Annotated in this window: 20 protein-coding genes; 11 read left to right on the top strand and 9 right to left on the bottom strand. The window is 77.1% G+C overall.

What is annotated here, in order from left to right:
• The first annotated feature begins 10 nt into the window (after positions 1-10).
• The 3 genes from IEX99_RS19000 (at position 11) to dut (ending at position 2,490) form a co-directional block, all read left to right on the top strand.
• A complete protein-coding gene (locus IEX99_RS19000) occupies positions 11-766 on the top strand; it encodes a class I SAM-dependent methyltransferase (protein ID WP_229678144.1) in 756 nt (251 codons plus the stop codon).
• A gap of 63 nt (positions 767-829) precedes the next feature.
• Complete coding sequence (coaBC, locus tag IEX99_RS18995; protein WP_188903215.1) at positions 830-2,026, top strand: bifunctional phosphopantothenoylcysteine decarboxylase/phosphopantothenate--cysteine ligase CoaBC; 1,197 nt, start codon at positions 830-832, stop codon at positions 2,024-2,026.
• On the top strand, positions 2,023-2,490 hold the full coding sequence (dut, locus tag IEX99_RS18990) for a dUTP diphosphatase (protein WP_188903213.1): 468 nt from the start codon (positions 2,023-2,025) through the stop codon (positions 2,488-2,490). The genes coaBC and dut overlap by 4 nt, the downstream gene beginning before the upstream one ends.
• A 276-nt stretch (positions 2,491-2,766) precedes the next feature.
• Here dut and IEX99_RS18985 read toward each other — a convergent pair whose 3' ends face one another.
• Positions 2,767-3,132: a hypothetical protein gene (locus tag IEX99_RS18985; RefSeq protein WP_188903211.1), complete on the bottom strand. Its 366-nt coding sequence runs from the start codon at positions 3,130-3,132 to the stop codon at positions 2,767-2,769.
• A 270-nt stretch (positions 3,133-3,402) separates the two neighbouring features.
• Here IEX99_RS18985 and IEX99_RS18980 point away from each other — a divergent pair, with 270 nt between their 5' ends.
• A complete protein-coding gene (locus tag IEX99_RS18980) occupies positions 3,403-4,758 on the top strand; it encodes a tetratricopeptide repeat protein (RefSeq protein WP_188903209.1) in 1,356 nt (451 codons plus the stop codon).
• 48 nt (positions 4,759-4,806) lie between these two features.
• On the opposite strand, the gene IEX99_RS18975 is transcribed toward IEX99_RS18980, so the two are convergent.
• A complete protein-coding gene (locus IEX99_RS18975; protein WP_188903207.1) occupies positions 4,807-5,118 on the bottom strand; it encodes a hypothetical protein in 312 nt (103 codons plus the stop codon).
• A gap of 234 nt (positions 5,119-5,352) precedes the next feature.
• Between IEX99_RS18975 and IEX99_RS18970 the strand changes: the two genes are divergently transcribed.
• A complete protein-coding gene (locus IEX99_RS18970) occupies positions 5,353-7,026 on the top strand; it encodes a formate--tetrahydrofolate ligase (RefSeq protein ID WP_188903205.1) in 1,674 nt (557 codons plus the stop codon).
• A gap of 375 nt (positions 7,027-7,401) precedes the next feature.
• Here the strand turns inward: IEX99_RS18970 and IEX99_RS18965 are convergent, their stop codons facing one another.
• Positions 7,402-8,193: an SGNH/GDSL hydrolase family protein gene (locus IEX99_RS18965; RefSeq protein WP_188903203.1), complete on the bottom strand. Its 792-nt coding sequence runs from the start codon at positions 8,191-8,193 to the stop codon at positions 7,402-7,404.
• Positions 8,194-8,197: 4 nt separating this feature from the next.
• A complete protein-coding gene (locus IEX99_RS18960) occupies positions 8,198-9,418 on the bottom strand; it encodes an OpgC family protein (protein WP_188903201.1) in 1,221 nt (406 codons plus the stop codon).
• 162 nt (positions 9,419-9,580) lie between these two features.
• Between IEX99_RS18960 and IEX99_RS18955 the strand changes: the two genes are divergently transcribed.
• The 4 genes from IEX99_RS18955 (at position 9,581) to IEX99_RS18940 (ending at position 13,091) form a co-directional block, all read left to right on the top strand.
• A complete protein-coding gene (locus IEX99_RS18955) occupies positions 9,581-10,807 on the top strand; it encodes a methyltransferase domain-containing protein (protein ID WP_188903199.1) in 1,227 nt (408 codons plus the stop codon).
• A gap of 5 nt (positions 10,808-10,812) precedes the next feature.
• The gene (locus IEX99_RS18950; protein ID WP_188903197.1) at positions 10,813-11,091 is read left to right on the top strand and encodes a DUF3253 domain-containing protein; all 279 of its coding nucleotides are present in this window, start codon (positions 10,813-10,815) and stop codon (positions 11,089-11,091) included.
• Entirely contained in the window at positions 11,088-11,564 is a 477-nt protein-coding gene (locus IEX99_RS18945) for a DUF1499 domain-containing protein (protein WP_188903195.1), read from the top strand. Before IEX99_RS18950 ends, IEX99_RS18945 begins: the two co-directional genes overlap by 4 nt.
• Before the next feature lie 84 nt (positions 11,565-11,648).
• Complete coding sequence (locus tag IEX99_RS18940; RefSeq protein ID WP_188903194.1) at positions 11,649-13,091, top strand: amidase; 1,443 nt, start codon at positions 11,649-11,651, stop codon at positions 13,089-13,091.
• Between the two features lie 8 nt (positions 13,092-13,099).
• Here IEX99_RS18940 and IEX99_RS18935 read toward each other — a convergent pair whose 3' ends face one another.
• The 5 genes from IEX99_RS18935 to cydD form a co-directional block, all read right to left on the bottom strand.
• Positions 13,100-13,483, bottom strand: a complete 384-nt coding sequence (locus IEX99_RS18935; protein WP_188903192.1) for a YkvA family protein — start codon at positions 13,481-13,483, stop codon at positions 13,100-13,102.
• Between the two features lie 7 nt (positions 13,484-13,490).
• Complete coding sequence (gene recQ / locus IEX99_RS18930; RefSeq protein ID WP_188903190.1) at positions 13,491-15,767, bottom strand: DNA helicase RecQ; 2,277 nt, start codon at positions 15,765-15,767, stop codon at positions 13,491-13,493.
• 144 nt (positions 15,768-15,911) lie between these two features.
• Positions 15,912-16,886 carry a radical SAM protein gene (locus IEX99_RS18925; RefSeq protein WP_229678143.1) on the bottom strand — a complete coding sequence of 325 codons (975 nt, stop codon included), beginning with the start codon at positions 16,884-16,886 and terminating at the stop codon, positions 15,912-15,914.
• A gap of 465 nt (positions 16,887-17,351) precedes the next feature.
• On the bottom strand, positions 17,352-19,025 hold the full coding sequence (gene cydC / locus IEX99_RS18920; protein ID WP_188903186.1) for a thiol reductant ABC exporter subunit CydC: 1,674 nt from the start codon (positions 19,023-19,025) through the stop codon (positions 17,352-17,354).
• A 41-nt stretch (positions 19,026-19,066) separates the two neighbouring features.
• Positions 19,067-20,806: a thiol reductant ABC exporter subunit CydD gene (gene cydD / locus IEX99_RS18915; protein WP_188903184.1), complete on the bottom strand. Its 1,740-nt coding sequence runs from the start codon at positions 20,804-20,806 to the stop codon at positions 19,067-19,069.
• Between the two features lie 191 nt (positions 20,807-20,997).
• Between cydD and IEX99_RS18910 the strand changes: the two genes are divergently transcribed.
• The gene (locus tag IEX99_RS18910; RefSeq protein WP_188903182.1) at positions 20,998-22,116 is read left to right on the top strand and encodes a site-2 protease family protein; all 1,119 of its coding nucleotides are present in this window, start codon (positions 20,998-21,000) and stop codon (positions 22,114-22,116) included.
• 176 nt (positions 22,117-22,292) lie between these two features.
• Entirely contained in the window at positions 22,293-23,174 is an 882-nt protein-coding gene (locus IEX99_RS18905) for an FkbM family methyltransferase (protein ID WP_188903180.1), read from the top strand.
• The last annotated feature ends 2 nt before the right edge of the window (positions 23,175-23,176 follow it).

The raw sequence follows: 23,176 nt of genomic DNA, 5'->3' as shown, positions 1-23,176 counted from the left end.
GGTCTTGCCCATGACCGCCGAGGGCCGCTCCCCCGATAGCACCGATTTCGGCTTCCGCGAGGTGCCGCGTGCGGCCAAGGCCGGCCTCGTGCGCCAGGTGTTCGAGAGCGTGGCGCCGCGCTACGACCTGATGAACGACCTGATGTCGCTCGGCGTCCACCGGCTGTGGAAGCGCGCCTTCGTCGCGGCGATCGGCGCGAGCCCGCGGGAGACGCTGCTCGACCTCGCCGGCGGCACGGGGGACATCGCCTTCGCGGCGCTGGAGCGCGGCGCCGGGCGGGTGATCCTGTCCGACGTCAACCCCGCCATGCTGGAGGTGGCCGAGGGGAGGGCGCTGGAGCGCGGCCTCGCCGCCGGCCTCTCCTTCCTCTGCGCCGACGCCGAGCGCCTGCCCTTGCCCGACCGCTCGGTGGAGAAGGTCTCGATCGCCTTCGGCCTGCGCAACTGCACCGACAAGGACGCGGTGCTGCGCGAGGCGCGCCGCGTGCTGCGCCCGGGCGGGCGGTTCCACTGCCTGGAGTTCTCGCGCCTCGAGATCGCGCCCCTGGTGCCGCTCTACGACGCCTGGTCGTTCAGGGTGCTGCCCGAGATCGGCGCGCGCGTCGCGCGGGACCGCGCCGCCTACGAGTACCTGGCCGAGAGCATCCGCACCTTCCCCGACCAGGAGACGCTGGCGGCGATGATGCGCACGGCGGGGCTGGAGCGGGTGGCGTACCGCAACCTTTCCGGCGGCATCGTCGCCATCCACACGGGCTGGCGGCTGTGAGGGCGCGGCCGCCGGCTCGCGCCATGGCCGAAGCCGGCCGCGCGCGCTAGGCTCGGCCTCGCCATGACCCCGCTTTCCGGCAAGCGCGTGTTGCTGATCGTCGCGGGCAGCGTCGCCGGCTACAAGGCGCTTGAGCTCGCCCGCCTGCTGCGCAAGGCGGGGGCCGCGGTCACCGGCCTGCTGACCGCGGCCGGCGCCCGCTTCGTCACCCCGCACGCCCTGCAGGCGATCAGCGGCGAGGCGGTGCACCAGGACCTCTGGTCGCTCGCCGGGGAGGCGGAGGTCGGCCACATCCGCCTCGCCCGCCTGCCCGACCTGGTGGTGGTGGCGCCGGCCTCGGCCGACCTGATGGCGAAGATGGCGCTCGGCCTCTGCGACGACCTCGCCAGCACCGTGCTGCTCGCCACCGACCGGCCGGTCCTGATCGCGCCGGCGATGAACCCGAGCATGTGGACCCATCCGGCGACGCAGGCGAACCTCGCGACGCTGCGCGCCCGCGGCGTGCGGTGCGTGGGGCCGAACGAGGGGCCGATGGCGGAGCCGGAAAGCGGCCCCGGCCGCCTCGCCGAGCCGGCCGAGATCCTCGCCGCCATCGAGGCGCTGCTCGCGCCCGCCGGCCCCCTCGCCGGCCGGCACGCCATCGTCACCTCCGGCCCGACGCACGAGGCGATTGATCCGGTGCGCTACATCGCCAACCGCTCCTCCGGCCGGCAGGGCCATGCGATCGCCGCCGCCCTCGCCGCGCTCGGCGCGCGCGTGACGCTCGTCTCGGGCCCGGTCGCGCTGGCCGATCCGCCCGGCGTGACGGTGCGGCGGGTGGAGAGCGCGCGCGAGATGCTCGCCGCCTGCGAGGCGGCGCTGCCCGCCGACATCGCGGTCTGCGCCGCGGCGGTGGCGGACTGGCGCGTGGCCGCGGCGGCGGAGCGGAAGATCAAGAAGGTGCCGGGCCAGCCGCCGCCGCCGCTCGCCCTCGCGCTCAACCCGGACGTCCTGGCCACGCTCGCGGCCCATGCGCGGCGGCCGCGCCTCGTCGTCGGCTTCGCCGCGGAGACCGAGGAGGTGGTCGCCAACGCCGTCGCCAAGCGCGCGAAGAAGGGCTGCGACTGGATCGTGGCCAACGACGTCTCCGGCGACGTGATGGGCGGGGCGGAGAACGCGGTGCACCTGGTCACGGCGGAGGGCGTCGAGGACTGGCCGCGCCTGCCGAAGGAGGAGGTGGCGCGGCGCCTCGCGGCGCGCATCGCGGCGGCGTTCGCATGACCGGCGCGCTGCCGCCGCCCGCCGAGGTCGCGGTGCTGCGCCTGCCGCATGCCGAGGGCCTGCCGCTGCCCTCCTATGCCACGCCCGGCGCGGCGGGGATGGACCTGCTCGCCGCGGTGGCGGAGCCGGTCACGATCCGGCCCGGCGAGCGCGCGCTGATCCCGACGGGGCTCCGCGTCGCGCTGCCCCCCGGGCACGAGCTGCAGATCCGCCCGCGCTCCGGCCTGGCGCTGCGCCACGGCATCGTGCTGCCGAACAGCCCGGGCACGGTGGACGAGGACTATCGGGGCGAGGTGCAGGTGATCGTGCTCAACGCCGGCGCCGCGCCCTTCACGATCGAGCGCGGCATGCGCATCGCCCAGGCCGTGCTCGCCCCGGTCGTGCGCGCCGTCTGGCGCGAGGTGGCGGCGCTGCCCGACACGGCGCGCGGCGCCGGCGGCTTCGGCAGCACCGGTACGGGCTGAGCGGCGCGGCCGCCGCCAGCGCGCGGGAGCCGCCGCGAATCCGGCGATCTCGGCCGCACCCGCACAGGAGGCCCGGCGCGAGGCGCGTGGGAGCACAGCGAGGGCGTGGTGGCGCGGGGCGTGGCCGGCAGGTGGCTCGGGACATCCTCGACGGGGCGCCAGGAACCCGAGGGCCGTGCAGGGGCACCACGGGAATCCCGACGCTCTTCCCTTCCCCCGCTCCGCTCCGCGACGCAGCGGAGCGGAGCAGGATGGAGGCTGCAGCCTGCATGGGCCTCAGCCCCGGCCGGGGCGCACGACGTCGAAATAGACCACGGAGTTGTCGTCGGCGCCGCCCGTCAGCGCGGCGGGGCGGCCCGGTCCGGTCGGCGCCGGATCGAGGTACTCGATCTGGACCTCGCCCGAGTCCATCGACACGCGGGCGTCGCGTCCCGCCTGCGCCGGGCCCCGCCCGCTGTGCACCACGGACAGGTTGTCGGCGCTGCCGATCACCGCCGCGCTGCCGCCCCCGACGACGTTGCCCGCGCCGGGCGGGACATACGCGCGGAGGTCCGCCTCGGTGACGGTCTGGGCCTGCGCCGCGCCGGCGGCGGTGCCGAGCGCCAGCAGGGCGGCCAGCGCGGTGTTGCGGAAGATGCTCATGGTCTCGTTCCTTGTCTCTCTGGGTCTCGGCCCGTCCGGCCGACGCGGCGAGAGGTAAGGGAGGCGCGTTTCAGGATGATGCCGCCGCATGGGGATTCGGGTTTCGCGGGTTACGGCCGCGATGTCGCGCGTTGCGGCAGCGCCGGGCGCGCTGTGGCGCGGCGTCGCGCGGGCGGAACGCGGCTTCCCGCGCGCCGCCCCGCGGCGGCATGATGCGTCCGGCTACGCGGCCCGCCGCATGATCGCCCGGCCGCCAGGGAGGGAAGGGAGATGACGCTGCGCGACGCCCAGGGTCTGGTGCTCACCGCCGCCTCGGCGGAGGCCGTCGCCGCCTTCGATGCCACCGTCGCCGCCTATCTGCGCTACCGCCTGGACGCCTCGACCCACCTCAAGGCGCTGCTCGCCGCCGATCCGGAATGCGGCATGGCGCAGGTGCTGGCCGGCAGCTTCGCCATGCTCGCCTACAACAGCGCCCAGCTCGACCGCGCGCGCGCGGCGCAGGCGCGCGCGCTCGCCGCCACCGAGCGCGCCACCCCGCGCGAGCGCATGCACGCCGCCGCCCTCGGCCACTGGGTCGCAGGCGCGCTCGACCGCGCGCTCGCGACCTGGGAGGAGATCCTGGCCGAGCACCCGCACGACATCCTCGCCTTCCGCCTGCACCACTTCAACGCCTTCTGGCTCGGCGCGCCGGAGCGGATGCTCGGCGTCGTGGAGCGCGTGCTGCCGCGCTGGTCGGCGGCGCTTCCGGGCTACGGCGCGGTCCTCGCCTGCCGCTCCTTCGCCAACGAGGAGTGCGGCAACTACCTGATCGCCGAGGCCGCAGGCCGCGCCGCGATCGAGCTCGACCGCGGCGACCTCTGGGCGGCGCACGCGGTGGCGCACACCTTCGAGATGCAGGGCCGCCGCGGCGAGGGCGTCGCCTGGACCGAGGCGCTGGAGCCGCACTGGGAGGGCGGCAACAACCTCAAGCACCACCTCTGGTGGCACCGCGCCATGTTCCACATGGAGCGGCGCGAATGGGACGCGGTGCTGGACCTCTACGACCGGCGCTTCCGCGACCTCTCCTCGCCGGTCACGCAGATGCAGCCCGACCTCTACATAGACGTGCAGAACGCCGCCTCGATGCTGTTCCGCCTGGAGCTGCGCGGCGTGCCGGTGGGCGGGCGCTGGGCGGAGCTCGCCGACAAGGCGGAGGCGCGGATCGGCGACTGCCTCTCGGCCTTCACCCTGCCGCACTGGATGATGGCGCTCGCGGCGACCGGCCGCTTCCAGGCGGCGGCGCGGATGCTGGACGCGATGCGCGAATTCGTCGCGACCGCGGGCGGCACCGTCGCGGCGGTGGTGCGCGACGCGGCGATCCCGGTCTGCGAGGCGGTGCTCGCGCACCGACGCGGCGACTTCGCCGGCGCGGTCGCGGCGATGCGCCCGGCGCTCGGCATCATGCACCGCATGGGCGGCAGCCACGCGCAGCAGGACGTGCTGGAGCAGCTCTTCCTCGACGCCGCGGTGAAGGCCGGGCTGGTCGCCGACGCGCGGATGCTGCTCGAGCGCGTCGCGGGCCGCCATCCGGTGCCGCCGGAGCGGCGCGTCGGCTACGCCGAGGCGGCGCGGAGCGTGGCCCACTGAGGGGATGCGGCGGCTGCGGGGGCGCCCCCGCGGCCGCCGCGTCGCGCCTCAGCCGCGCGGTGCCTGGGCGGCCGGCGGGGCGCCGCGCGGGAGAAAGCGCGCCTCGTCGCCGCCGCCGGCCATCACGACGTCACGGCCCGGCTGCGCGTGCTCGACCCGCTCGACGGCGTGGACGGCGTTGTCGCCGCCGCCGGTGACGCGCACGACGGCGCCGCCGAGCACGTTCTCGTGCGGCGCCGGGCCGAGGTACTCGACGGTCATGGCCTCGGCGCCGCCGGTGATGCGGACGTCGGCGGCCTGGGCGGCGCCCGCGCCGGGGAGGGCGAAGAGTGCGGCGAGGATCGCGCTGCGGATCATCATGGTCTCTCTCCTGTGCGGGGGAGGGCGGCGGCGACGCCGCGCTCCCGTCGCACGCGGAGATGCGCAACGGCCCGCCGGGAAGCCAATCGAGGCGCGGCATGCGCATCATTGGTGCGGCCAATGGGCGCCGGGACGCCGCCAGGCCGCGGACGGCGCGCCGTCTTGCCGCGCGGCGGCGGGAAGGATAAGCGCGGCGCGGTGCCGGCCGTGCCGGCCGGCATAGGGAGATGCCGCATGGCGACCGACCTCGAGATCGCGCGCGCGACGCCGCTGCGCCCCATCGCCGAAATCGCGGCGCGCGCCGGCATCCCCGATGCCGCGCTGATCCCTTACGGCCGCCACAAGGCGAAGGTGGACCTCGACTTCGTCCGCGCGGCGGAAGCCCGTGCCGGCGGCGGCGCGCTGGTGCTCGTCACCGGCATCAACCCGACCGCGGCGGGCGAGGGCAAGACCACCACCACCATCGGCCTCGGCGACGCGCTGAACGCGCTCGGCACGCGCGCGATGATCTGCCTGCGCGAGCCCTCGCTCGGGCCCTGCTTCGGCACCAAGGGCGGGGCGACGGGCGGCGGCCGCGCGCAGGTCGCGCCGATGGAGGAGATCAACCTCCACTTCACCGGCGACTTCCACGCCATCACCAGCGCCAACAACCTGCTCGCGGCGATGGCCGACAACCACCTCTACTGGGGGAACGGGCTCGGCCTCGACCCGCGCCGGATCACCTGGCGCCGGGCGATGGACATGAACGACCGCAACCTGCGGAGCATGGTCGTCGGCCTCGGCGGCGCGGCGCAGGGCGTGCCGCGCGAGGACGGCTTCGACATCACCGTCGCCTCCGAGGTGATGGCGATCTTCTGCCTCGCGCGCGACCTCGCCGACCTGCAGGCCCGGCTCGGGCGCATCATCGTGGGCCACCGGCGCGACGGGACGCCGGTGACCGCGCGCGACCTCAAGGCCGACGGTGCCATGGCCGCGCTGCTGCGCGACGCCTTCGCGCCCAACCTGGTGCAGACGCTGGAGGGCTCGCCGGCGCTGATCCACGGGGGCCCCTTCGCCAACATCGCGCATGGCTGCAACAGCGTGGTCGCGACGCGGCTCGGCCTGCGTCTGGCCGAGGTGGTGGTGACCGAGGCCGGGTTCGGCGCCGACCTCGGCGCGGAGAAGTTCCTCCACATCAAGTGCCGCGCCGCCGGCCTCGCGCCCGCCGCCTGCGTCGTCGTCGCCACGGTGCGGGCGCTGAAGCTGAACGGAGGGGCGGCGAAGGCGGAACTCGCCCGCGAGGACCTCGCCGCGCTCGCGCGCGGCATCCCGAACCTCGCGCGGCACGTCGAGAACATGGGCAAGTTCGGCCTGCCGGTCATCGTCGCGCTGAACCGCTTCGCCTCGGACACCGAGGCGGAGATCGCGGCCGTGCGCGAGGCGATGGCGCGCCTCGGCGTCGAGGCCGTCCTCTGCACCCACTGGGCGGACGGCGCGGCCGGCGCGCTCGACCTCGCGCGCGCGGTGAACGCCGCCATCGCCGCGGGGACCGCCCGCTACGCCCCGCTCTACCCGGAGGCGATGCCGCTCGCCGACAAGCTCCGCACCATCGCGCGCGAGATCTACCGCGCCGCGGAGGTGCAGATCCCGCCCGCCGTCGCCGCCCGCCTCGCGCGGTGGGAGGAGCAGGGCTTCGGCCGCCTGCCGGTCTGCGTCGCCAAGACGCAGTACAGCTTCTCCGCCGACCCCGCCCTGCTCGGCGCGCCGGAGGGCCACGTCCTGCCGGTGCGCGAGGTGCGCCTCAGCGCCGGCGCCGGGTTCGTCGTCGCGATCTGCGGGGACATCATGACCATGCCCGGGCTGCCGAAGCGCCCTGCGGCGGAGCAGATCGGGCTGGACGCGGAGGGGCGGATCGTCGGGCTGTTCTGAACCTCGGCCGGTGCCCGGCGGTCCCGCCGTCAGTCGCTCCCGCCGGGCGACGCCTCGGCGATCAGGCGCAGCAGGTCGTCGGGCACCGGCTCGTCCAGCGCCGCACCGTAGAGGCGCATCAGCTCCTGCCGCAGCCAGCGGTCGAAGGCCGTGGCCGGAGCCGCGCGACGCCTCGGCGTTCCCCGGGGGCGGGGGGCGGGCGACTGGCGCTCCTGTTCGGCAATGAATCCGTCCATCGCGCAGCTATAGCTCGCGAGGGGGCGCCCGGTTCCGCCACCCGCCGCAGGTCGCGGACACTGTTGCGCGCGCGCCGGAGGCCGGGGATCCGTCGTCACCGGCACCGGGCGGCCCCCGCCCCCCGCGCCCGCACCGGCTTCAGCGGCGCGCCTCCTGAATCCCGTCGAGGAGGAACTCGGCCAGCGCCCGGGCGACGCAGTCGTTCAGCCTGTCCACCGCGGCGACGCGCTGGTCGCGCGGTATGCGCTCGAGGTCCACCTGCCCCGCCTCGGCCCAGGCACGCATCAGCTCGTAGCGCGGGAACAGGGGGGCCTCGGCGCCGGCCGCGGACATCGCCAGCGCCTCGCGGTAGGCGTGGATGTCGGTATGGGCGCGCAGGAACCGGCTGAACTGCAGGTCCATCACCACCGTGTCCACGCCGAGGGTGCGCAGGCGGTCGAGGCCGGGAAGCAGGCCCTCGGTGAGGCTCGCCACCGGCAGGCTGCGCGCCGCCTCGGTCGCGCCGGCCTGCCAGATGACGAGGTCGGGGCGCGGCCCGCGCTGCAGCGCCTCGGCGACCAGGGCCCACTGGTCGGCCGCGATCAGGCCGCGGCCGCCGCGCGCCTCGACCTCCACGCGCACGCCCGGCAGGCGTTCGCGCAGGAGCGCCTCCAGCCGGGCCGGCCAGGCGGCCGCCGCACCGCTCGTGCCGGGCCCGTGGACCGAGGCGGAGCCGACGGCCAGGATGCGCAGTCGCCCGATGGCCACGCCCGACGCCGCCCCGCCCAGGGGCTGCCCGGCGCGGAGCAGCTCCGGCGCCGCTCCGCAGGCCGGGGCGTCCTGCGGCGGGGAGGCGGCGGCCGCGGCGACGCGGCCACCGACCGGCCCCGCCAGGGCGAGCAGGAGCCCGGCGCAGCCGATCGCGGCCAGGACGGTGCGGGGCCGTCGCATGGCGCTACCCGCTATCGCCGCGGGCCGGCGCCGGCAAGGGGATCGCCGCGCCGGGGGCGGCCGGGACTGCGGCCAGGCCGGCGGCGGCCGACGCCGCCGCGCCGCGGCGCCCCGCCCGCTTCTCCGCCTCGTACCAGGCGGTCAGGGCGGCGAGCAGGACCAGCAGGGCCGGCCCGGCCAGGTTGACCAGCAGCTGCATCGCCCAGCGGTCGGAGACCTCGATCGCCACCCGGCCGAGGAAGGAGAGGGCGATGCCGGCGCAGAACACGGGCAGCGCCTGCTGGCCCATCAGCACGAACGGCGCCGCCGCCCGGCCGCGCAGCCAGGCCGCCATGCGCGGGATGAAGTGCGCCGCGAGATAGGTCAGCGCCAGCATCGAGCCGAGCCGCATCGGGTGCATCGCCGCCTTGTCGATCCCGGCGAGGAAGCGCGCCACCGTCGCCGGCAGCCTCTGCTCGGCGACGTCCCAGCGGAAGTAGAGGAGCTGGGTCGCCACCACGCCCGCGGCGAGCAGCGCGAGCGAGAGCACGACGAGGGAGCGCCTGTAGGGCACCGCGAGCGGCGCGCCGCCCCCCGGCGGGCGGTAGCCGAGCGCGCAGCCGATGAAGAACAGGAGCTGCCAGCCGAGCGGGTTGAAGAACCAGCCCTCGCCGCTCCAGGAGGGCAGGTCCCAGCCGAAGGTCCGCGTCGCGGCGTAGAGCGCCGCCGAGGCGCCGAGCAGGAGCCAGGTCCGCCGCATCAGCGGCATCGCCAGGGCGAACATGGCGAGCAGCACGACGTAGAGCGGCAGGATGTTCAGGAAGGAGGGCTGGTAGCGGAGCAGCAGCGCCTCCAGCAGCGCGCGGTAGGGCTCGCGCGCGAAGGGGTCGAGCTGCAGCTCGTCGAGATAGGCGTGGGTGTCCAGCCGCTCCGCCGAGTAGCCGACCTGCGCCGTGAAGACGACCAGCAGGAAGATGTGCGCGACGTAGAGCGTGAACACCCGCCCCATCACGCGCGAGGCGGCGAACGCCCAGCCCTGCCGGTCCATCACCATCCCGTAGGCGAGGCCCGCCGCGTAGCCCGCCAGCAGCACGAAGGTCTCGGTCGCGTCCGCCAGCACGTAGTTCCGCGGCGTGACCAGGCCGAGCCAGTTGCCGGGGATGTGGTTGACGAAGATGATCCACAGCGCGAGGCCGCGGAAGAAGTCCACCCTGAGGTCGCGGTCCTGGCGGATCAGTGCGAACATTCCGACCTTGCGAGGCGTCGTCGTGGCGGCGGGCGCGCGCCGGGCGGGGCGGAGGGCGCCTCCGCCCTTGCCTGCCGCGCCGCGCCGGGCGAGGGATGAGGGTGGGCAGCGCGCGCCGGTCAAGTCCGGCCGGCCGGGCCCATGAGTTGCGGAACCCGGGGCATGGCGCAAGCGGAGGATGCCGATCGCTGGCTGCGCGAGGGCGCGGCGCGGCACGCCCGCGGCGAGGTCGCCGCGGCCGAGGCGCTGTACCGCGAGGTGCTGCGGGTCCGGCCGGACGATCCCAACGCGGCCAACCTGCTCGGCGTCGCGGCGCGTCAGCGCGGCGACCTCGCAGCGGCGCTCGACTGGGGGGCGCGCGCGGTCGCGCTCCGCCCCGGGGCTGGGGCGTTCCTCGCCAACTACGGGGCCGCGCTCGCCGAGGCGGGGCGGCTCGCCGAGGCGGTCGCGACGCTGCGCCAGGCGCTGGCCGCGCGCCCCGACGACGCCGTGACCCTGCGCAATCTCGGCCAGGCGCTGTGCGCGATGGGCGACCCGCGGGCGGCGCTCGCGCCGCTCGAGCGCGCCGCGGCGCTGCGCCCCGACGCTGCCGAGCCGATGCTGGCGCTGGCCCACGCGCGGCGCGAGGCGGGCGACGCGGCCGGCGCCGCGCAGGCCGCCGAGGCGGCGCTGGGCCGCGCGCGCGGCGACCCCGCCCTGGCGGCGCAGGCGCGCTTCCTGCTCGCCGCGCTCGGCCGCGCGGCGCCGCCCGCCCGGGCGCCTGCCGCCTATGTGCGCGACCTGTTCGACCAGTACGCCCCGCGCTTCGAATCCGAGCTGACCGGGCGCCTCGGCTACCGCGCGCCGGAGGCGCTGGCGGCGCTGCTGCGCCGGGCCGGGGTGCCGGCGGAGCGGGGCCTGCGCGTGCTCGACCTCGGCTGCGGCACCGGCCTCTCCGGCGCGGCGCTGGCGCCCTTCGCGGCGCGGCTGGAGGGGCTCGACCTGTCGCCGCGGATGCTGGCCGAGGCGCGGCGGCGCGAGGGGCTCTACGCCGCGCTGCACGAGGCCGACCTGCTGGAATGGCTGCCGCGCCACCGGGGCGCCTTCGACCTGATCGCGGCGGCCGACGTGCTGAACTATCTCGGCGACCTGGCGCCGGCGCTGGTGGCGATCGCCGCCGCTCTCGCGCCCGGCGGCGTGGCCGCCTTCTCCGTCGAGGCGGGTCCGGCCGGCACGCCCTACGCGCTGGGCGAGGGCATGCGCTACCGCCACGACCCGGCGCATGTGGCGGCGCTCGCCGCCGCCGCCGGCCTCGCGGAGCTGGCGCGCGCGCCGGCCACGCTGCGCGAGGAGCGCGGCGCGCCGGTCGCGGGCGAGCTGTTCGTCCTGCGCCGCGGCGAGGGAGGCTGACGGGGATGGCGCTGCGCCCCGACGCCGCGGCGGTCGCGGCGGAGATCCTGCGCCAGGCGGAGGCCGCCGGCCGCGAGGGCTCGATCAGCCCGAACGACGTCGCCCGTGCCCTCGCCGAACGCGCCGGCGCGGCGGAGGACTGGCGCCGCCTGCTCGGTCCCGTGCGCGCCGCGGCGCTGCGGCTGGCCGGGGCCGGCCGCATCGAGGTCCTGCGCAAGGGCAGGCCGGTGGCGGGCCCCGCCGAGATCCGCGGCGTGATCCGGCTGCGCATCGCCGGCGCATGAGCGGGGGCGGGGACCGGCCGCGCCCCGGGATCGGCGCCCTCTTCGCGCGCGGCGCGGGCGGCGGGCTGCCGCCGCCGGAGCCGATCGACTTCCCGCGCCTCGTCCTGCCGGGGACGCCCAACGCCTTCCTCGCCGCGCCCGAGACCCACCCGGGGCCGAAGCACCGCGCGCTGCCGCCGCTCGACCTGCCGCCGGAGCGGGTGTGGCGCGCGCTGCGCGGCCTCGCCGCCGACTTCCCGCGCACCTGGCGCCGCGCCGAATGGCCCGAGCTGCGCCAGGCCGAGTGGGTGGCGCGCACCGCGCTGCTGAACTTCCCCGACCTCGTGACCGCGCAGGTCGAGGCGCTGCCGGACGGGCGCAGCGCGGTCTGGCTCTATTCGCGCAGCCTGTTCGGCCGTTCCGACCTCGGTGCGAACCGCCGCCGCGGCGAGGCGTGGCTCGCCGCGCTCGACGCCGCGCTCGCGCCGCGCTGACGGCTTCGCGCCGCGGGCTGGCGCGCCGCGGGCGGCGGGGCGAGGATCGCTCCCGGACCGCAGCGCGCGCGAGGAGGCGTCGTGATGGCCCGAACGGACGAACTCTGCCGACGGACGGCGACCGAGGCGGTGGCGCTGCTGCGCGCCGGCAAGGTCTCCCCGCTCGAGCTCGTGGAGGCCGCCGCGGCGCGGATCGAGGCGTGCGACGGCGCGGTGAACGCGCTGCCGATTCGCTTCCTCGACGCGGCGCGGGAGGAGGCGCGGCGCTTCCCGGCCGGGCGGGACGCGCGGGCCGACCGCCCCGGCTGGCTCGCCGGCCTGCCGATCGCGGTCAAGGACTACAACGACGTCCGCGGCCAGCTCACCACCTACGGCTCGCCGATCTTCGCGCGCAACGTCGCTCAGGAGGACGACGTCACGGTCGCGACCATGCGCGCCAACGGGGCGATCCCGATCGCCAAGTCGAACGTGCCGGAATTCGCCGGCGCCAACACCTTCAACCCGGTCTGGGGCGCGACGCGCAACCCGTGGGACCTGCGCATGTCGGCCGGCGGCTCCTCCGGCGGCGCGGCGGCGGCGCTGGCGGCGGGGCTGGTGTGGCTGGCCAACGGGAGCTGCCTCGGCGGCAGCCTGCGCATCCCGGCGAGCTTCTGCGGCATCGTCGGCCTGCGCCCGAGCCCCGGCGTGGTGCCGCGCGGCGCCGGGCTGCCGCCCTTCGACACGCTCTGGGTGGAGGGGCCGATGGGCCGCACCGTCGCGGACGTGGCGCTGCTGCTCGACGCGCAGGCGGCGGAGTCGCCGCGCGATCCGCTGTCGCGCCCGGCGCCGGCGGTCTCCTTCACCGCGGCGCTCGGCAAGCGCCGGCCGCCGCGCCGCGTCGGGTTCAGCGCCGATCTCGGCCTCTCCCGCGTGGACCCGGAGGTGGCGGCGATCTGCCGCGCGGGCGCGGCGCGCTTCGCCGCGATGGGCGCGGCGGTGGAGGAGGCGGCGCCGGACTTCGCCGGCGCCATCGAGACCTTCCAGACCCAGCGCGCGATCCTCTTCGCCGCCCTGCGCGGCGCGCTGCTCGAACGCGAACGGGCGCGCATCGCCCCCGACATCGTCTGGAACATCGAGAAGGGCCTGCGGCTGACCGCGGAGGAGGTCGTCCGCGCCGAGCGCGCCCGCGCCGCCCTCTACCACCGCGTCGCGGCGTTCTTCGGGACGCACGACCTGCTCGCCTGCCCGACCGTCGCCGTGCCGCCCTTCCCGGTCGAGCAGCCCTACCCGACGGAGATCGGCGGCGTGCGGCTCGCGACCTACATAGACTGGATGTTCCTCACCTTCGTCGTGACGCTGACCGGCTGCCCGGCGATCTCCGTCCCCTGCGGCACGACCCGCGCGGGCCTGCCGGTCGGGCTGCAACTGGTGGGCCGGCCCCATGGCGATGCGGAACTGCTCGGCATGGCGCAGTTGCTGGAGGAGGCGATCGGGCTCGCGGGCCAGGTTCCGCGCGAGCCCGCCGCGACGGCGGCGCCCCGGGGGTAGCCCCGGCGTCAGTCGCCGGCCAGGCGGGCGAACAGCCACCAGGCGCCGAGCGCGGTCGCCGCGGCCCACAGCGCCACCACCAGGGCGGCGCCGGCGCGGCTGACCGGCCGCTCCGCCAGCGTCGCCGCTCGCGCGCGCAGCTCCTCGCGCAGCGCCGGCGGGATCAGCCGCAGCGTCAGCAGCACCAGCAGCGGCAGCAGGATCGCCTCGTCGAGCAGGCCGAGCAGCGGGATCGCGTCCGGGATCAGGTCGAGCGGCGAGAAGGCATAGGCCGCGATCGCCGCGGCCAGCAGCTTCGCCGCCGGCGGCACGCGCGGGTCGCGCGCGGCGAGCCAGAGCAGCAGCGCGTCGCGCCGGACCGCCCGCGCCCAGGACCGCAGCCGGGCGAGCATGGCGCCGCTACGCCGCGCCCGGCCGGCCCGCGCAGGCCGCGAGCACGGCGGCGAGCGCCGCCCCGTACCGCTCGCCCCTGGCCGGCCCGATGCCGGGCAGTGCCGCGAGCGCCGCCGCATCGCGCGGCATCGCCTCGGCGATCGCGGCGAGCGCGCGGTCCTGGAACACGACGTAGGGGGGCATCCCGAGCCCCGAGGCGACGGCGCGGCGCCAGGCGCGCAGCACCTCGAACAGCGGGGCGCCTTGCGCGTGCGCCTCGACCGCGGCGGCGTGCGCGGCGGCCCGCAGCGCGGCGTCGAAGGTGCGGGCCGGGCTCGCACCGCCATCGCCGCCCGGGGCAGCCGGCGCGCCGGTGTCCGGATCCGTGGCGGCGGGGAGGGTCGGCGGCGGCGGCGCATCCGGCACCTCGCGCTCCGGCAGGTCCCGAGGCTCCTGCCCCTCCAGGATCGCGAGGATCGCCTTGCCGTAGCGCTCCACCCGGCTGCGCCCGAAGCCGGGCACCTCGGCCAGCTCGTCCGGGGTGCGCGGCCGGCGCGCGGCGATCTCGGCCAGCGTCCGGTCGAGCGCGACGACGTAGGCGGGCACGCCCTGCGCCTGCGCCACGTCGCGGCGCCACGCGCGCAGCGCGGCGTAGAGCGGGGCGTCCCCGCCCGGCGCCAGGGCCGCGGCCGCGTCGGGTGTCGCCGGCGCGGGCCTCGCCGCGCGGACCCTCGCGCGCGGCGCCACCACGTCCTCGCGCAGCATCACCGTCGCCTCGCCGCGCAGGATCGGGCGCGCCGCCTCCGTCGGCACCAGCGCGCTGCCGTGCTGGCCGACCTCGGCCAGGTCCAGCGCCCCCCGGGCGACGAGCTGGCGCGCCACGCCGCGCCAGGCGGCGTCGGACAGGTCCTTGCCGACGCCGAAGGTCGGCAGCGTGTCGTGGCCGAACTGCGCCACCTTGTCGGTCAGCCGCCCGCGCAGCACGTCCACGATGTGCGCCACGCCGAAGCGCCGCCCGGTGCGCAGCACCGCGGAGAGCAGCTTCTGCGCCGCCACGGTGCCGTCGAAGACCCGCGGCGGGTCGAGGCAGACGTCGCAGGCGCCGCAGTTCTCCGCCGCGTGGTCCTCCCCGAAGCAGCGCAGCAGCAGCCGTCGCCGGCAGGTCGCGGCCTCGGCGATCGTCACCATGGCGTCGAGGCGCGCGCGCTCGATGCGCTTCTGCTCGGGCGGCGCGGGGCTGTCCTCGATGCGGTGGCGGGCGATGGCGATGTCCTGCGCGCCGTAGAGGAGGAAGGCGCGCGCCGGCAGTCCGTCGCGGCCGGCGCGGCCGATCTCCTGGTACCAGCTCTCCGGGCTGCGCGGCAGGTCGGTGTGCGCGACCCAGCGCACGTCGGGGCGGTCTATGCCCATGCCGAAGGCGATGGTCGCGGCCATCACCACCGCGTCGCCGCGGGCGAAGCGGCGGTGCGCCTCGCGCTTCGCCTCCGGCGAGAGGCCGGCGTGGAAGGCGAGGGCGTCGTGGCCCTCGGCGCGCAGCCACTGCGCCGTCGCCTCGGTCCTGGCGCGGGTGCCGCAATAGACGATGCCCGCGCCCGAGCCGTCCGAGGCGGCGGCGATGAAGGCGCGGAGCTGCGCGCGCTCCTGCTCCTTCGCCTGCGCCTCGATGCGGATGTTCGGCCGGTCGAAGGAGGCGCGGAACACCGGGTCGCCGGCGAGGCCGAGCTGCCGGCGGATGTCCTCGACCGTGCGCGGATCGGCGGTCGCGGTCAGGGCGAGGCGCGGCACGCGCGGGAAGCGCTCCGCGAGGATGCCGAGGTCGCGGTACTCCGGCCGGAAGTGGTGGCCCCACTGGCTGACGCAGTGCGCCTCGTCCACCGCGAACAGCGCGATCCCGCGCTGCGCCAGGTCGTCGAGCGTGCCGTTCAGCGTCAGCCGCTCCGGCGAGACGTAGAGCAGCTTGAGCTCGCCCTCGCGCATGGCGCGCCGGACGGCGCGGCGCTCCTCCTCCGGCTGCTCGGAATGCAGCGCGCCCGCCGCCACGCCCTGCTGGCGCATGGCGGCGACCTGGTCCTCCATCAGCGCGATCAGCGGCGAGACGACGACGCCGAGGCCGGGCCGGCACAGCGCCGGCACCTGGTAGCAGAGGCTCTTGCCGCCGCCGGTCGGCATCAGCACGAGGCCGGAGCCGCCGGCGGCGACGTGGCGGATCACCGCCTCCTGCTGGCCGCGGAAGGCGGCATGGCCGAAGACGCGGCGCAGGATCTCGGCGGGGTCGGAAGGCAGGGCGCCGATGTCGTCGGGCATGCCTGCTGTCTGCCACGCCGGGGGCCGGATGTCAGGGTGCGTCGTCGGGGCGGGCGCGGCGCCTGACGATCGTTTCACGCCGGCGGGATCGCCGGATGCGTCGCGGCCGGTCGGCGCAGCGCCTCGTGCCCGCCCGGCCGGGCCTCAGCGCGAGCAGGCCGCCCCGCCGAGCACGCAGAACCGCGCGCAATGGGGGTGGTTCAGCGCCACCGGCCGGTCGGCCTCCGCCAGCGTCGCGCCGAGGCGGAAGCGCGGGTCGTGGGGCAGCAGCGTGCAGGCGACCACGGAGGGGCGCGCGGCCCCCCTGTGCCTGACCACCATGCGCGAGGTCGCGCACATCATCTCCTCCGGCCGCCGGCCGAGGATGCCCCAGCAGGCGGTGGTGATCTCCGGCACGTCGGCGGAGGCGTCCATCTCCGGGAACAGGGTCAGCGCCACGGGATCGGCGGCGGCGATCGGGATGCCGTGGGCGGCGAAGAGCCGCGCGAAGCCGGCGCGCAGCCCGGCCTCGTCCTCCCGGCCGAAGGCGGCCCGGCCGGCGACGTGCACGGTGAAGCCCTCGCGCGCGAGCCAGACCAGGCCGTCGAGCGCCCTGGCGAAGCTGCCCTCGCCGCGCTCGAGGTCGTGCACGGCGGCGTCGTAGTGGTCGAGGCTGACGCGCAGGACCAGGCGCGCCGCGCCGAATTCGTCCCGCAGCGCCTTGAGCTCGCGCTCCCGCCGCCGCATCGGCCGCATCGCGTTGGTCAGCACCAGGGCGCGCAGGCCGCCGGGGCGCGCCAGGACGGCGCGCAGCATCGCCGGCAGGTCGCGGTTGAGGAAGGGCTCGCCGCCGGTGAAGCCGACCTCGCGCAGCGATGCGCCGGGAAGCGCCGCCGCCTGCTCGAGGAAGGCCTCCACCTCGCCGAGGGTGAGGTAGCTCAGCGCGTCGTTGCGCGGGCTGCTCTCGATGTAGCAGCCGCGGCAGGTGATGTTGCAGAGGGTGCCGGTGTTGAACCACAGGGTGCGCAGCCCGATCGGCGCCACCGAGGCGCGCGGCTCGCCCTTCGCCGTGCTGCGCGGGTCGCGGAATTTCGCGGGGTCGAGGGGGCGGTGCGCGGGGATCGCTCCGGGATGGGCCAAGCCTGCACTCCTTGCCTGCTCTGGGGGGAACCGGGGCGATGCCCGCGGACCTGCCCGCCGCGGGCGGCGCCGCGCGGCAGCCATGCCTTCGCCGCCAGGGAGGGAAGGTAGCCCGATTCTGTCACGATTCTTCGGCCCGGGCAGCGGAGACGAACCACATCCGCGTTCAAGCGCAGCGCGGTTCCCCGCGATTCGCGCGGAGCCGGGGGTGGCCGCCGGCTTCGCCCCGCCTGTAGGGCCGCGACCGGACGGTGCCGCGAGGAAACCCGGGCTGCCGGGGGCGAGGGGCAACCCGCCGACCCTCGCCGGCGCAACGGAGAGGCGCCAGCGGGGCCGATGGCCAGGCGCGGCCGGGGAGCAGGGCGGGCGGCCGAACGGGACGGCCGGCCGGGCGCGGAAGAGGACACCGGGCGGCACGCATGTCGTGGAGGCGCCGCGGAGCCCCGCCGCGCCCGCCGCGCGCGGCTATCCGGTCGCCGGGATCGCCCGGCCGCCGATCAGGCGGAGAATGCGGGTCGGACGCTCGACCCCGATCAGCCGGTGCACGATCAGGATCACGCTGCGCCCGGCGGTCGCCGCGTCGAGCGTGGCGAGGAACTCGCACTCGGTTTCCGTGTCCAGCCCCGCGGCGGGCTCGTCGAGGATCAGCACCGGCGCCGGGGAGAGCAGCGCCCTGGCCAGCGCCAGCCGCCGCGCCTGGCCGCCGGAGAGGCGGGCGCCGGCCTCGCCGCAGCGCGTCTCCAGCCCCTCGGGCAGGGCGCGCACGAGTTCGGCGACGCGCGCCGCCTCCAGCGCCCGCCACAGCGCGGCGTCCTCGGCCTCGGGCGCGGCGAGGCGCAGGTTGGCCGCGATCGTGTCGTCGAACAGCCGCGCATCCTGCGTCAGGCAGGCGATGCGCCCGCGGACGGCGGCCGCCGGCAGCGTCGCGAGGTCCGCGCCGCCCAGGGTGATGCGCCCGCCCTGCGGCGCGGCAAGCTTCAGCAGCAGCGCGGCGAGCGTGGACTTGCCGCTGCCGGAGGGGCCGAGGATCGCGACCCTCGCCCCCTCCGGGACGTCGAGGTCGAGCCCCTCGAACACCGGCGGCCGGTCCGGCGCCCAGGCGAAGCGCAGGTCGCGGATGCGGATCGCGTGGCCGCGCGGCGGAAGGGGGGCGGGCGCGGCCGGCTCGGCCACCGGCGGCGGCTGGTCCGCCGCCTGGAACAGCCGACGCGCGGCCGCTGCGGCCGCGGCGAGGGCCGCCCCCGCGCGCGGCATGAGGCCGAGCGTCTCCGCCGCCGCGACGACGAGGAACAGGGCGAGCAGGGCGGGCGCCACCCCTTCCGGCCCCGCGGCCAGCCCCCAGCCCAGCGCGGCGAGCAGCGCGGCCTGCACCAGGAGCCCGCCGAGCGCCCCGCCCAGGGCGCCGCGCATCGCCAGCCGGCGCTGGGCGGCGGCGAGGGCCGCACCCGCTTCCGCCAGGCGGGCCGCGGCGCGGCCCTCGGCATTGGCGGCGAGCGTGTCCTCGAGCCCCGTCAGCGGGTCCACCACCGCGGCGCGCAGCGCGCCCTGCGACGCCGCCGCCGCGGCGGCGGCGCGCGCGGCGGCCGGCGCGAGCGCCAGCGGCGCGAGCAGCGCGAGGGCCAGCGGCAGCGCCACCGCAGCGGCGAGCCTGGGCGCCAGCATCCCGAGCAGCAGCGCGATCGCCAGCACCGCCGCGAGCGCCGCCGCGCCCGGCACCAGCGCCCGCAGGTAGAGCCCGTCCAGCGCCTCGACATCGGCGACCAGCCGGCCGAGCAGGTCGCCGGCGCGGCGCAGGCCGAGCCCCGCCGGAAGGCGCTCGGCGAGGCGGCGGAAGAACCAGAGCCGGGTGTCGGCCAGGGCGCGGAAGGTCGCCTCGTGGGTCAGCAGGCGCTCGGCGTAGCGGGCCAGCGGGCGCAGCGGGACCAGCGGCCGCAGCAGCGCCAGGGCGGCGAGGCCGGAGACGAGGCCCGCGCCGGCCAGCGCCGCCTGTCCGCCCGCGCCGGCGACCCCGAGCCCCGCCAGGGCGAGCAGCGCGAGGCCGAGCAGCGCCGCCGCCACCGCCACCGCCGCGCCGCCGGCGAGGCGGCCCGCATGGCCGCGCCAGAGCTCGGCGAGCACGCGGGCGAGGTCGCGCCGCATCGCGGCGCCGCATCCGGCATGGCCTGGATCGCCCGGCATGCTCACGCCCCCGCCGCCCGCGCCGCGCCGAGGGCGCGGCCGGCGGCGATCTCCAGCACCCGCGCGCCGCGCAGCGCGCCGCCGCGCGCGGCGCGCGCGTGGCTCGCGACGATCGCGGTACGGCCGACGCAGAGCCGACGGAGGCTTTCCCACATCTCCGCCTCGGTCCCGGGATCGAGATGCGCGGTCGGCTCGTCGAGCAGCACCAGCGGCGTGTCGCGCAGGAAGGCGCGCGCCACCGCCACGCGCTGCGCCTGGCCGCCGGAGAGTCCCCAGCCGCCCTCGCCGACCAGCGTGTCGAGCCCCCGGGGCAGCGCGCCGGCGAACTCCATGACGCCGGCCGCGCGGGCGGCCGCCTCGACCTGCGCCTCGGTCGCCTCGGGGCGGGCGAGGCGGATGTTCTCGCGGAGCGTCGCCCGAAACAGGTGCGCGCGCTGGCCGACATAGGCGGAGAGGCGGCGCAGCTCCGAAGGGCGCAGCAGGGTGACGTCGCGGCCGTTGATCGCGATGCGCCCGCCGTCCGGCCGGGCGAAGCCCATCAGCAGGCGCAGCACCGAGGTCTTGCCGGCGCCCGAGGCGCCCGTCAGCACCAGCGTCTCGCCGGGCAGCACGCGGAAGCTGAGCCCATCCAGCGCCGGCGGGCGGGCCGGGTCGTAGACGAGGCGCACCTCCTGGAAGGTGACGGTGACCTGCGGCGGCACCTCGGCGAGGAGCAGGCCCGGCGCGGGCGCGGGGCGGTCCGGCTGCGCCTCGCCGAGCAGCGGCGCCAGGGCGGCGGCCGCGCCGCGCGCCGCGAGCCGCTCGTGGTAGGCGGCGGCGAAGCCGCGCAGCGGCGCGAAGAAGGCGGGCACCAGCAGCAGCACGAACAGCGCCTCCGCCGCCGCGCCGCCGGGCGGGATGCCGGCGGCCGCGGCCAGCGCCGCCCCGTGGCGGATGGCGAGCAGCGCCAGCGCAGCCGCGGCGATCAGCTCCATCCCGGCCGAGGCGAGGAACGCCACGCGCAGCACGCGCATGGTGCGCCGGCGCAGCTCCTGCGCCACCGCGCCGAGCCTCGTCGCCTCCGCCTCCTGCCGGTTGAACAGCACGAGCGTCGGCAGGCCGCGCATGCGGTCGAGGAAGCGGCCGGAGAGGCGCTGCAGCGCGTCGAACTGCCGCCGCGCCGCCTGGGCGGCGCCGATCCCGCTCGCGCCCTGCGCCAGCGGCACCAGCAGGCCGGCGCCGAGCAGGATCAGGCCGCTCGCCGGGTCGGCCATCGCCGCGGCCAGGGCGACCGCGGCGGGAGCGAGCAGCGCCAGGAACGCGGCGGGGAGCCAGCGGGAGAAATAGCCCTCCAGCGCCTCGATCCGGTCCACGACGAGGGCCGTGCGCTCGCCGACCGGGCGGGGGTCGAGCGGGCCGGCCTCGATCAGGCGGGCGAAGGCGGCCTCGCGCAGCCGGGCCTTCGCCGCCTCGCCCGCGGTCTGCTGCGCGCGCTCCTGCGCGAGGCCGAGGCCGAGGCCGAGCAGGGCGAAGGCGCCGGCGCCGGCGAGCTCCGCCCACCCCGCGCCGGGGCCGAGGCCGAGCAGCGCGGCGAGCAGCCGGGCGACCAGCCAGGCCTGGGCGATGGCGGCGAGCGTCCCGGCCAGGCCGAGCAGCACCGGCAGGAGCAGCCGGCGACGGCCGGCCCGCGCGGCGCGCGCCAGGAGGCGGCGCGCTGCGGCCTCGTCGGCGGCGTGGTCGGCGGTGGCGTCGGCAGGTCCCATCCGGCCCCGTTCTAGGCGGCGGACGGCCCGGCGTCACCGGGCGGGGGCCGGCGCCGGCGGGCGGCCCGGTCCGCGGTCGGGTCGGCCTGGCGCGGCGCGCCGCGGGCGCGGCCCGATGCGGCGGGCGCGCCGCGGCCGTCCCGGCGCGTCTTGCCATTGCGCCCGGAGCCTCCGGGCTGAAATAAGCGGGCATGAGCTGGTCCATCCCCCTCGGCGCGGTGAAGGGCACGGTTATCCGCCTGCACCTCACCTTCTTCCTCCTGCTGCTCTGGATCGGCATGATCCACTACGCCGAGGGCGGGTGGAGCGCGGCGTTCCAGGGCATCGTGTTCGTGTCCCTGCTGTTCGTCTGCGTGGTGCTGCACGAGTTCGGGCACATCTTCGCCGCCCGCCGCTACGGGGTGCGCACGCCCGAGATCATCCTGCTGCCGATCGGCGGCGTCGCCCGGCTCGAGCGGATCCCCGAGCAGCCGGGGCAGGAACTGGTCATCGCCCTCGCCGGCCCCGCGGTGAGCTTCGCGATCGTCCTGCTGCTCTGGCTCGTCGTCGGCCGCTTCGTGCCGGAGGAGGGCGTCGAGGTGCACCGGCCCGGCGTGGACATGCTGGCGCGCCTCGCCCTGGTGAACGGCTTCCTCGCGGTCTTCAACCTGATCCCGGCGTTCCCGATGGACGGGGGGCGGGTGCTGCGCGCGCTGCTCGCCTACCGCATGGGCTATCTGCGGGCGACGCAGATCGCGGCCTCGGTCGGGCAGGCCTTCGCCTTCGGCCTCGGCGTCCTCGGCCTGCTCGGCAACCCGCTGCTGATCTTCATCGCCCTCTTCGTCTGGCTCGGCGCCGCCGGCGAGGCGCACGCGGCGCAGATGCGCGAGGTCTCGCGCGGGGTGATCGTGTCGGACGCGATGGTGACGCGGTTCGAATCGCTGCCGCCCTCGGCCACCGTGGCGGACGCGGTGGAGTGCCTGATCCGCACGACCCAGCACGAGTTCCCGGTGGTGGACGGGGGCGGGAAGCTGCGCGGGGTGCTGACGCGGGAGGCGATGGTCCAGGCGCTGCGGGCGCAGGGGCCGGACACGCCGGTGCTCGAGGTGATGCACGCCGAGATCCCGCTGGTGCACCACCGGCAGCCGCTGGCGGAGGCGCTGCGCCTGCTGATGGAGGGCGGGGGGGTGCCGGCGGTCGGGGTGGTGGACGGGGCGGGCCGGCTGATGGGCTACGTCACCTCGGAGACCATCGGGGAGATGATGATGGTGCAGGCCGCCTCGCCGCGGGCGCGGGGCGCAGCGGCGAATCCGTGGCGGGCGGGCCGCTGAGGGTGGCGCGTGCGGCGGTCCCCGGGCCTTGCGGCAGGGGTGCGGCCGGAAGGGGATGCAACCGGAGAGTGCGGTCTTGCCCGGAGAATGCGCGCCGGGGATAAGAGGCGGCGGCGCGCCCTCCGGCGGTCGCGCCGCATCGTCCTCCCGCCCTGATCCGGAGCGCAGTGCCCTCGATGCAGCCCGAGCTTGCGATCGGCCTCCTCACCCTCGAGGACCTGCGCGGCATGCCGCACCGCACCGCCGCCGAGGGCGCGGTGCGCGCGCGCTGCTTCGTCGCCGCCGTCGAACCGAACACGGCGCTCTGCCGCGTCCTGGGGCGGTACAAGATGTATCTGGACACCCGGGACGTCGGCCTGGTACCGCACCTGCTGCTCGACGGCTACTGGGAGTTCTGGATCACCGAGTTCGTCCTGCGCAACCTCAGGCGGGGTCAGACCGCGCTCGATCTCGGCGCGCACATGGGCTACTACACGATGCTCATGGCGGACATCGTCGGCCCCGGCGGGCGGGTCGTCGCCTTCGAGCCGAATCCGCGGCTCAACGAGCTGCTTTCCCGCAACGTCGCGGTGAACGGCTACTGGAACGTCGTCGAGACGCGCGCCGCGGCGGTCGGCGACCGCGATGCCGAGGCGGTACCGTTCGTCTCGCTCGCCTCCGATCCGAAGAACGGGCGCCTGGAGCCGGGGGCCGATGACCGGACGCTCGCCGGCTACGCGGCGCAGGGCTACCAGGTCGGCACCGTGCCGATGGTCTCGCTCGACGCGGCGATCGCGGACCGTCCCGTGCACTTCGCCAAGATCGACGTCGAGGGCGCCGAGGAGGCCGTCTGGGCAGGGATGCAGGGACTGATCGCGCGCAGCCCGGAAATCCGCATCGTGCTCGAGTTCAATCCGCGCCGCTGCCGCGCGCCGGCCGAGACGCTGGCGGCGATCGCGGCCCGGTTCCCGCTGCGCCGCATCGGCTTCGACGGGATCGCGCGGGCGTGTCGGGCGGAGGAGGTGCTGGCCGAGAGCGAGGACAGCATCCTCTACCTCTCGCGGCTCGATCCGGAGTGAGG

The sequence above is a fragment of the Caldovatus sediminis genome, assembly GCF_014644455.1.
Classification (GTDB): Bacteria; Pseudomonadota; Alphaproteobacteria; order Acetobacterales; family Acetobacteraceae; genus Caldovatus; species Caldovatus sediminis.
The sequence above is the reverse complement of the archived record's forward strand: the minus strand, read 5'-3'. Positions and strand labels throughout refer to the sequence as shown.

Excerpts from the sequence above, each read along its gene's own strand:
- IEX99_RS19000 (WP_229678144.1), top strand. The coding sequence starts at position 11 with ATGACCGCCGAGGGCCGCTCCCCCGATAGCACCGATTTCGGCTTCCGC.
- coaBC (WP_188903215.1), top strand. The coding sequence starts at position 830 with ATGACCCCGCTTTCCGGCAAGCGCGTGTTGCTGATCGTCGCGGGCAGC.
- dut (WP_188903213.1), top strand. The coding sequence starts at position 2,023 with ATGACCGGCGCGCTGCCGCCGCCCGCCGAGGTCGCGGTGCTGCGCCTG.
- IEX99_RS18985 (WP_188903211.1), bottom strand. The coding sequence starts at position 3,132 with ATGAGCATCTTCCGCAACACCGCGCTGGCCGCCCTGCTGGCGCTCGGC.
- IEX99_RS18980 (WP_188903209.1), top strand. The coding sequence starts at position 3,403 with ATGACGCTGCGCGACGCCCAGGGTCTGGTGCTCACCGCCGCCTCGGCG.
- IEX99_RS18975 (WP_188903207.1), bottom strand. The coding sequence starts at position 5,118 with ATGATGATCCGCAGCGCGATCCTCGCCGCACTCTTCGCCCTCCCCGGC.
- IEX99_RS18970 (WP_188903205.1), top strand. The coding sequence starts at position 5,353 with ATGGCGACCGACCTCGAGATCGCGCGCGCGACGCCGCTGCGCCCCATC.
- IEX99_RS18965 (WP_188903203.1), bottom strand. The coding sequence starts at position 8,193 with ATGCGACGGCCCCGCACCGTCCTGGCCGCGATCGGCTGCGCCGGGCTC.
- IEX99_RS18960 (WP_188903201.1), bottom strand. The coding sequence starts at position 9,418 with ATGTTCGCACTGATCCGCCAGGACCGCGACCTCAGGGTGGACTTCTTC.
- IEX99_RS18955 (WP_188903199.1), top strand. The coding sequence starts at position 9,581 with ATGGCGCAAGCGGAGGATGCCGATCGCTGGCTGCGCGAGGGCGCGGCG.
- IEX99_RS18950 (WP_188903197.1), top strand. The coding sequence starts at position 10,813 with ATGGCGCTGCGCCCCGACGCCGCGGCGGTCGCGGCGGAGATCCTGCGC.
- IEX99_RS18945 (WP_188903195.1), top strand. The coding sequence starts at position 11,088 with ATGAGCGGGGGCGGGGACCGGCCGCGCCCCGGGATCGGCGCCCTCTTC.
- IEX99_RS18940 (WP_188903194.1), top strand. The coding sequence starts at position 11,649 with ATGGCCCGAACGGACGAACTCTGCCGACGGACGGCGACCGAGGCGGTG.
- IEX99_RS18935 (WP_188903192.1), bottom strand. The coding sequence starts at position 13,483 with ATGCTCGCCCGGCTGCGGTCCTGGGCGCGGGCGGTCCGGCGCGACGCG.
- recQ (WP_188903190.1), bottom strand. The coding sequence starts at position 15,767 with ATGCCCGACGACATCGGCGCCCTGCCTTCCGACCCCGCCGAGATCCTG.
- cydC (WP_188903186.1), bottom strand. The coding sequence starts at position 19,025 with ATGCGGCGCGACCTCGCCCGCGTGCTCGCCGAGCTCTGGCGCGGCCAT.
- cydD (WP_188903184.1), bottom strand. The coding sequence starts at position 20,806 with ATGGGACCTGCCGACGCCACCGCCGACCACGCCGCCGACGAGGCCGCA.
- IEX99_RS18910 (WP_188903182.1), top strand. The coding sequence starts at position 20,998 with ATGAGCTGGTCCATCCCCCTCGGCGCGGTGAAGGGCACGGTTATCCGC.
- IEX99_RS18905 (WP_188903180.1), top strand. The coding sequence starts at position 22,293 with ATGCAGCCCGAGCTTGCGATCGGCCTCCTCACCCTCGAGGACCTGCGC.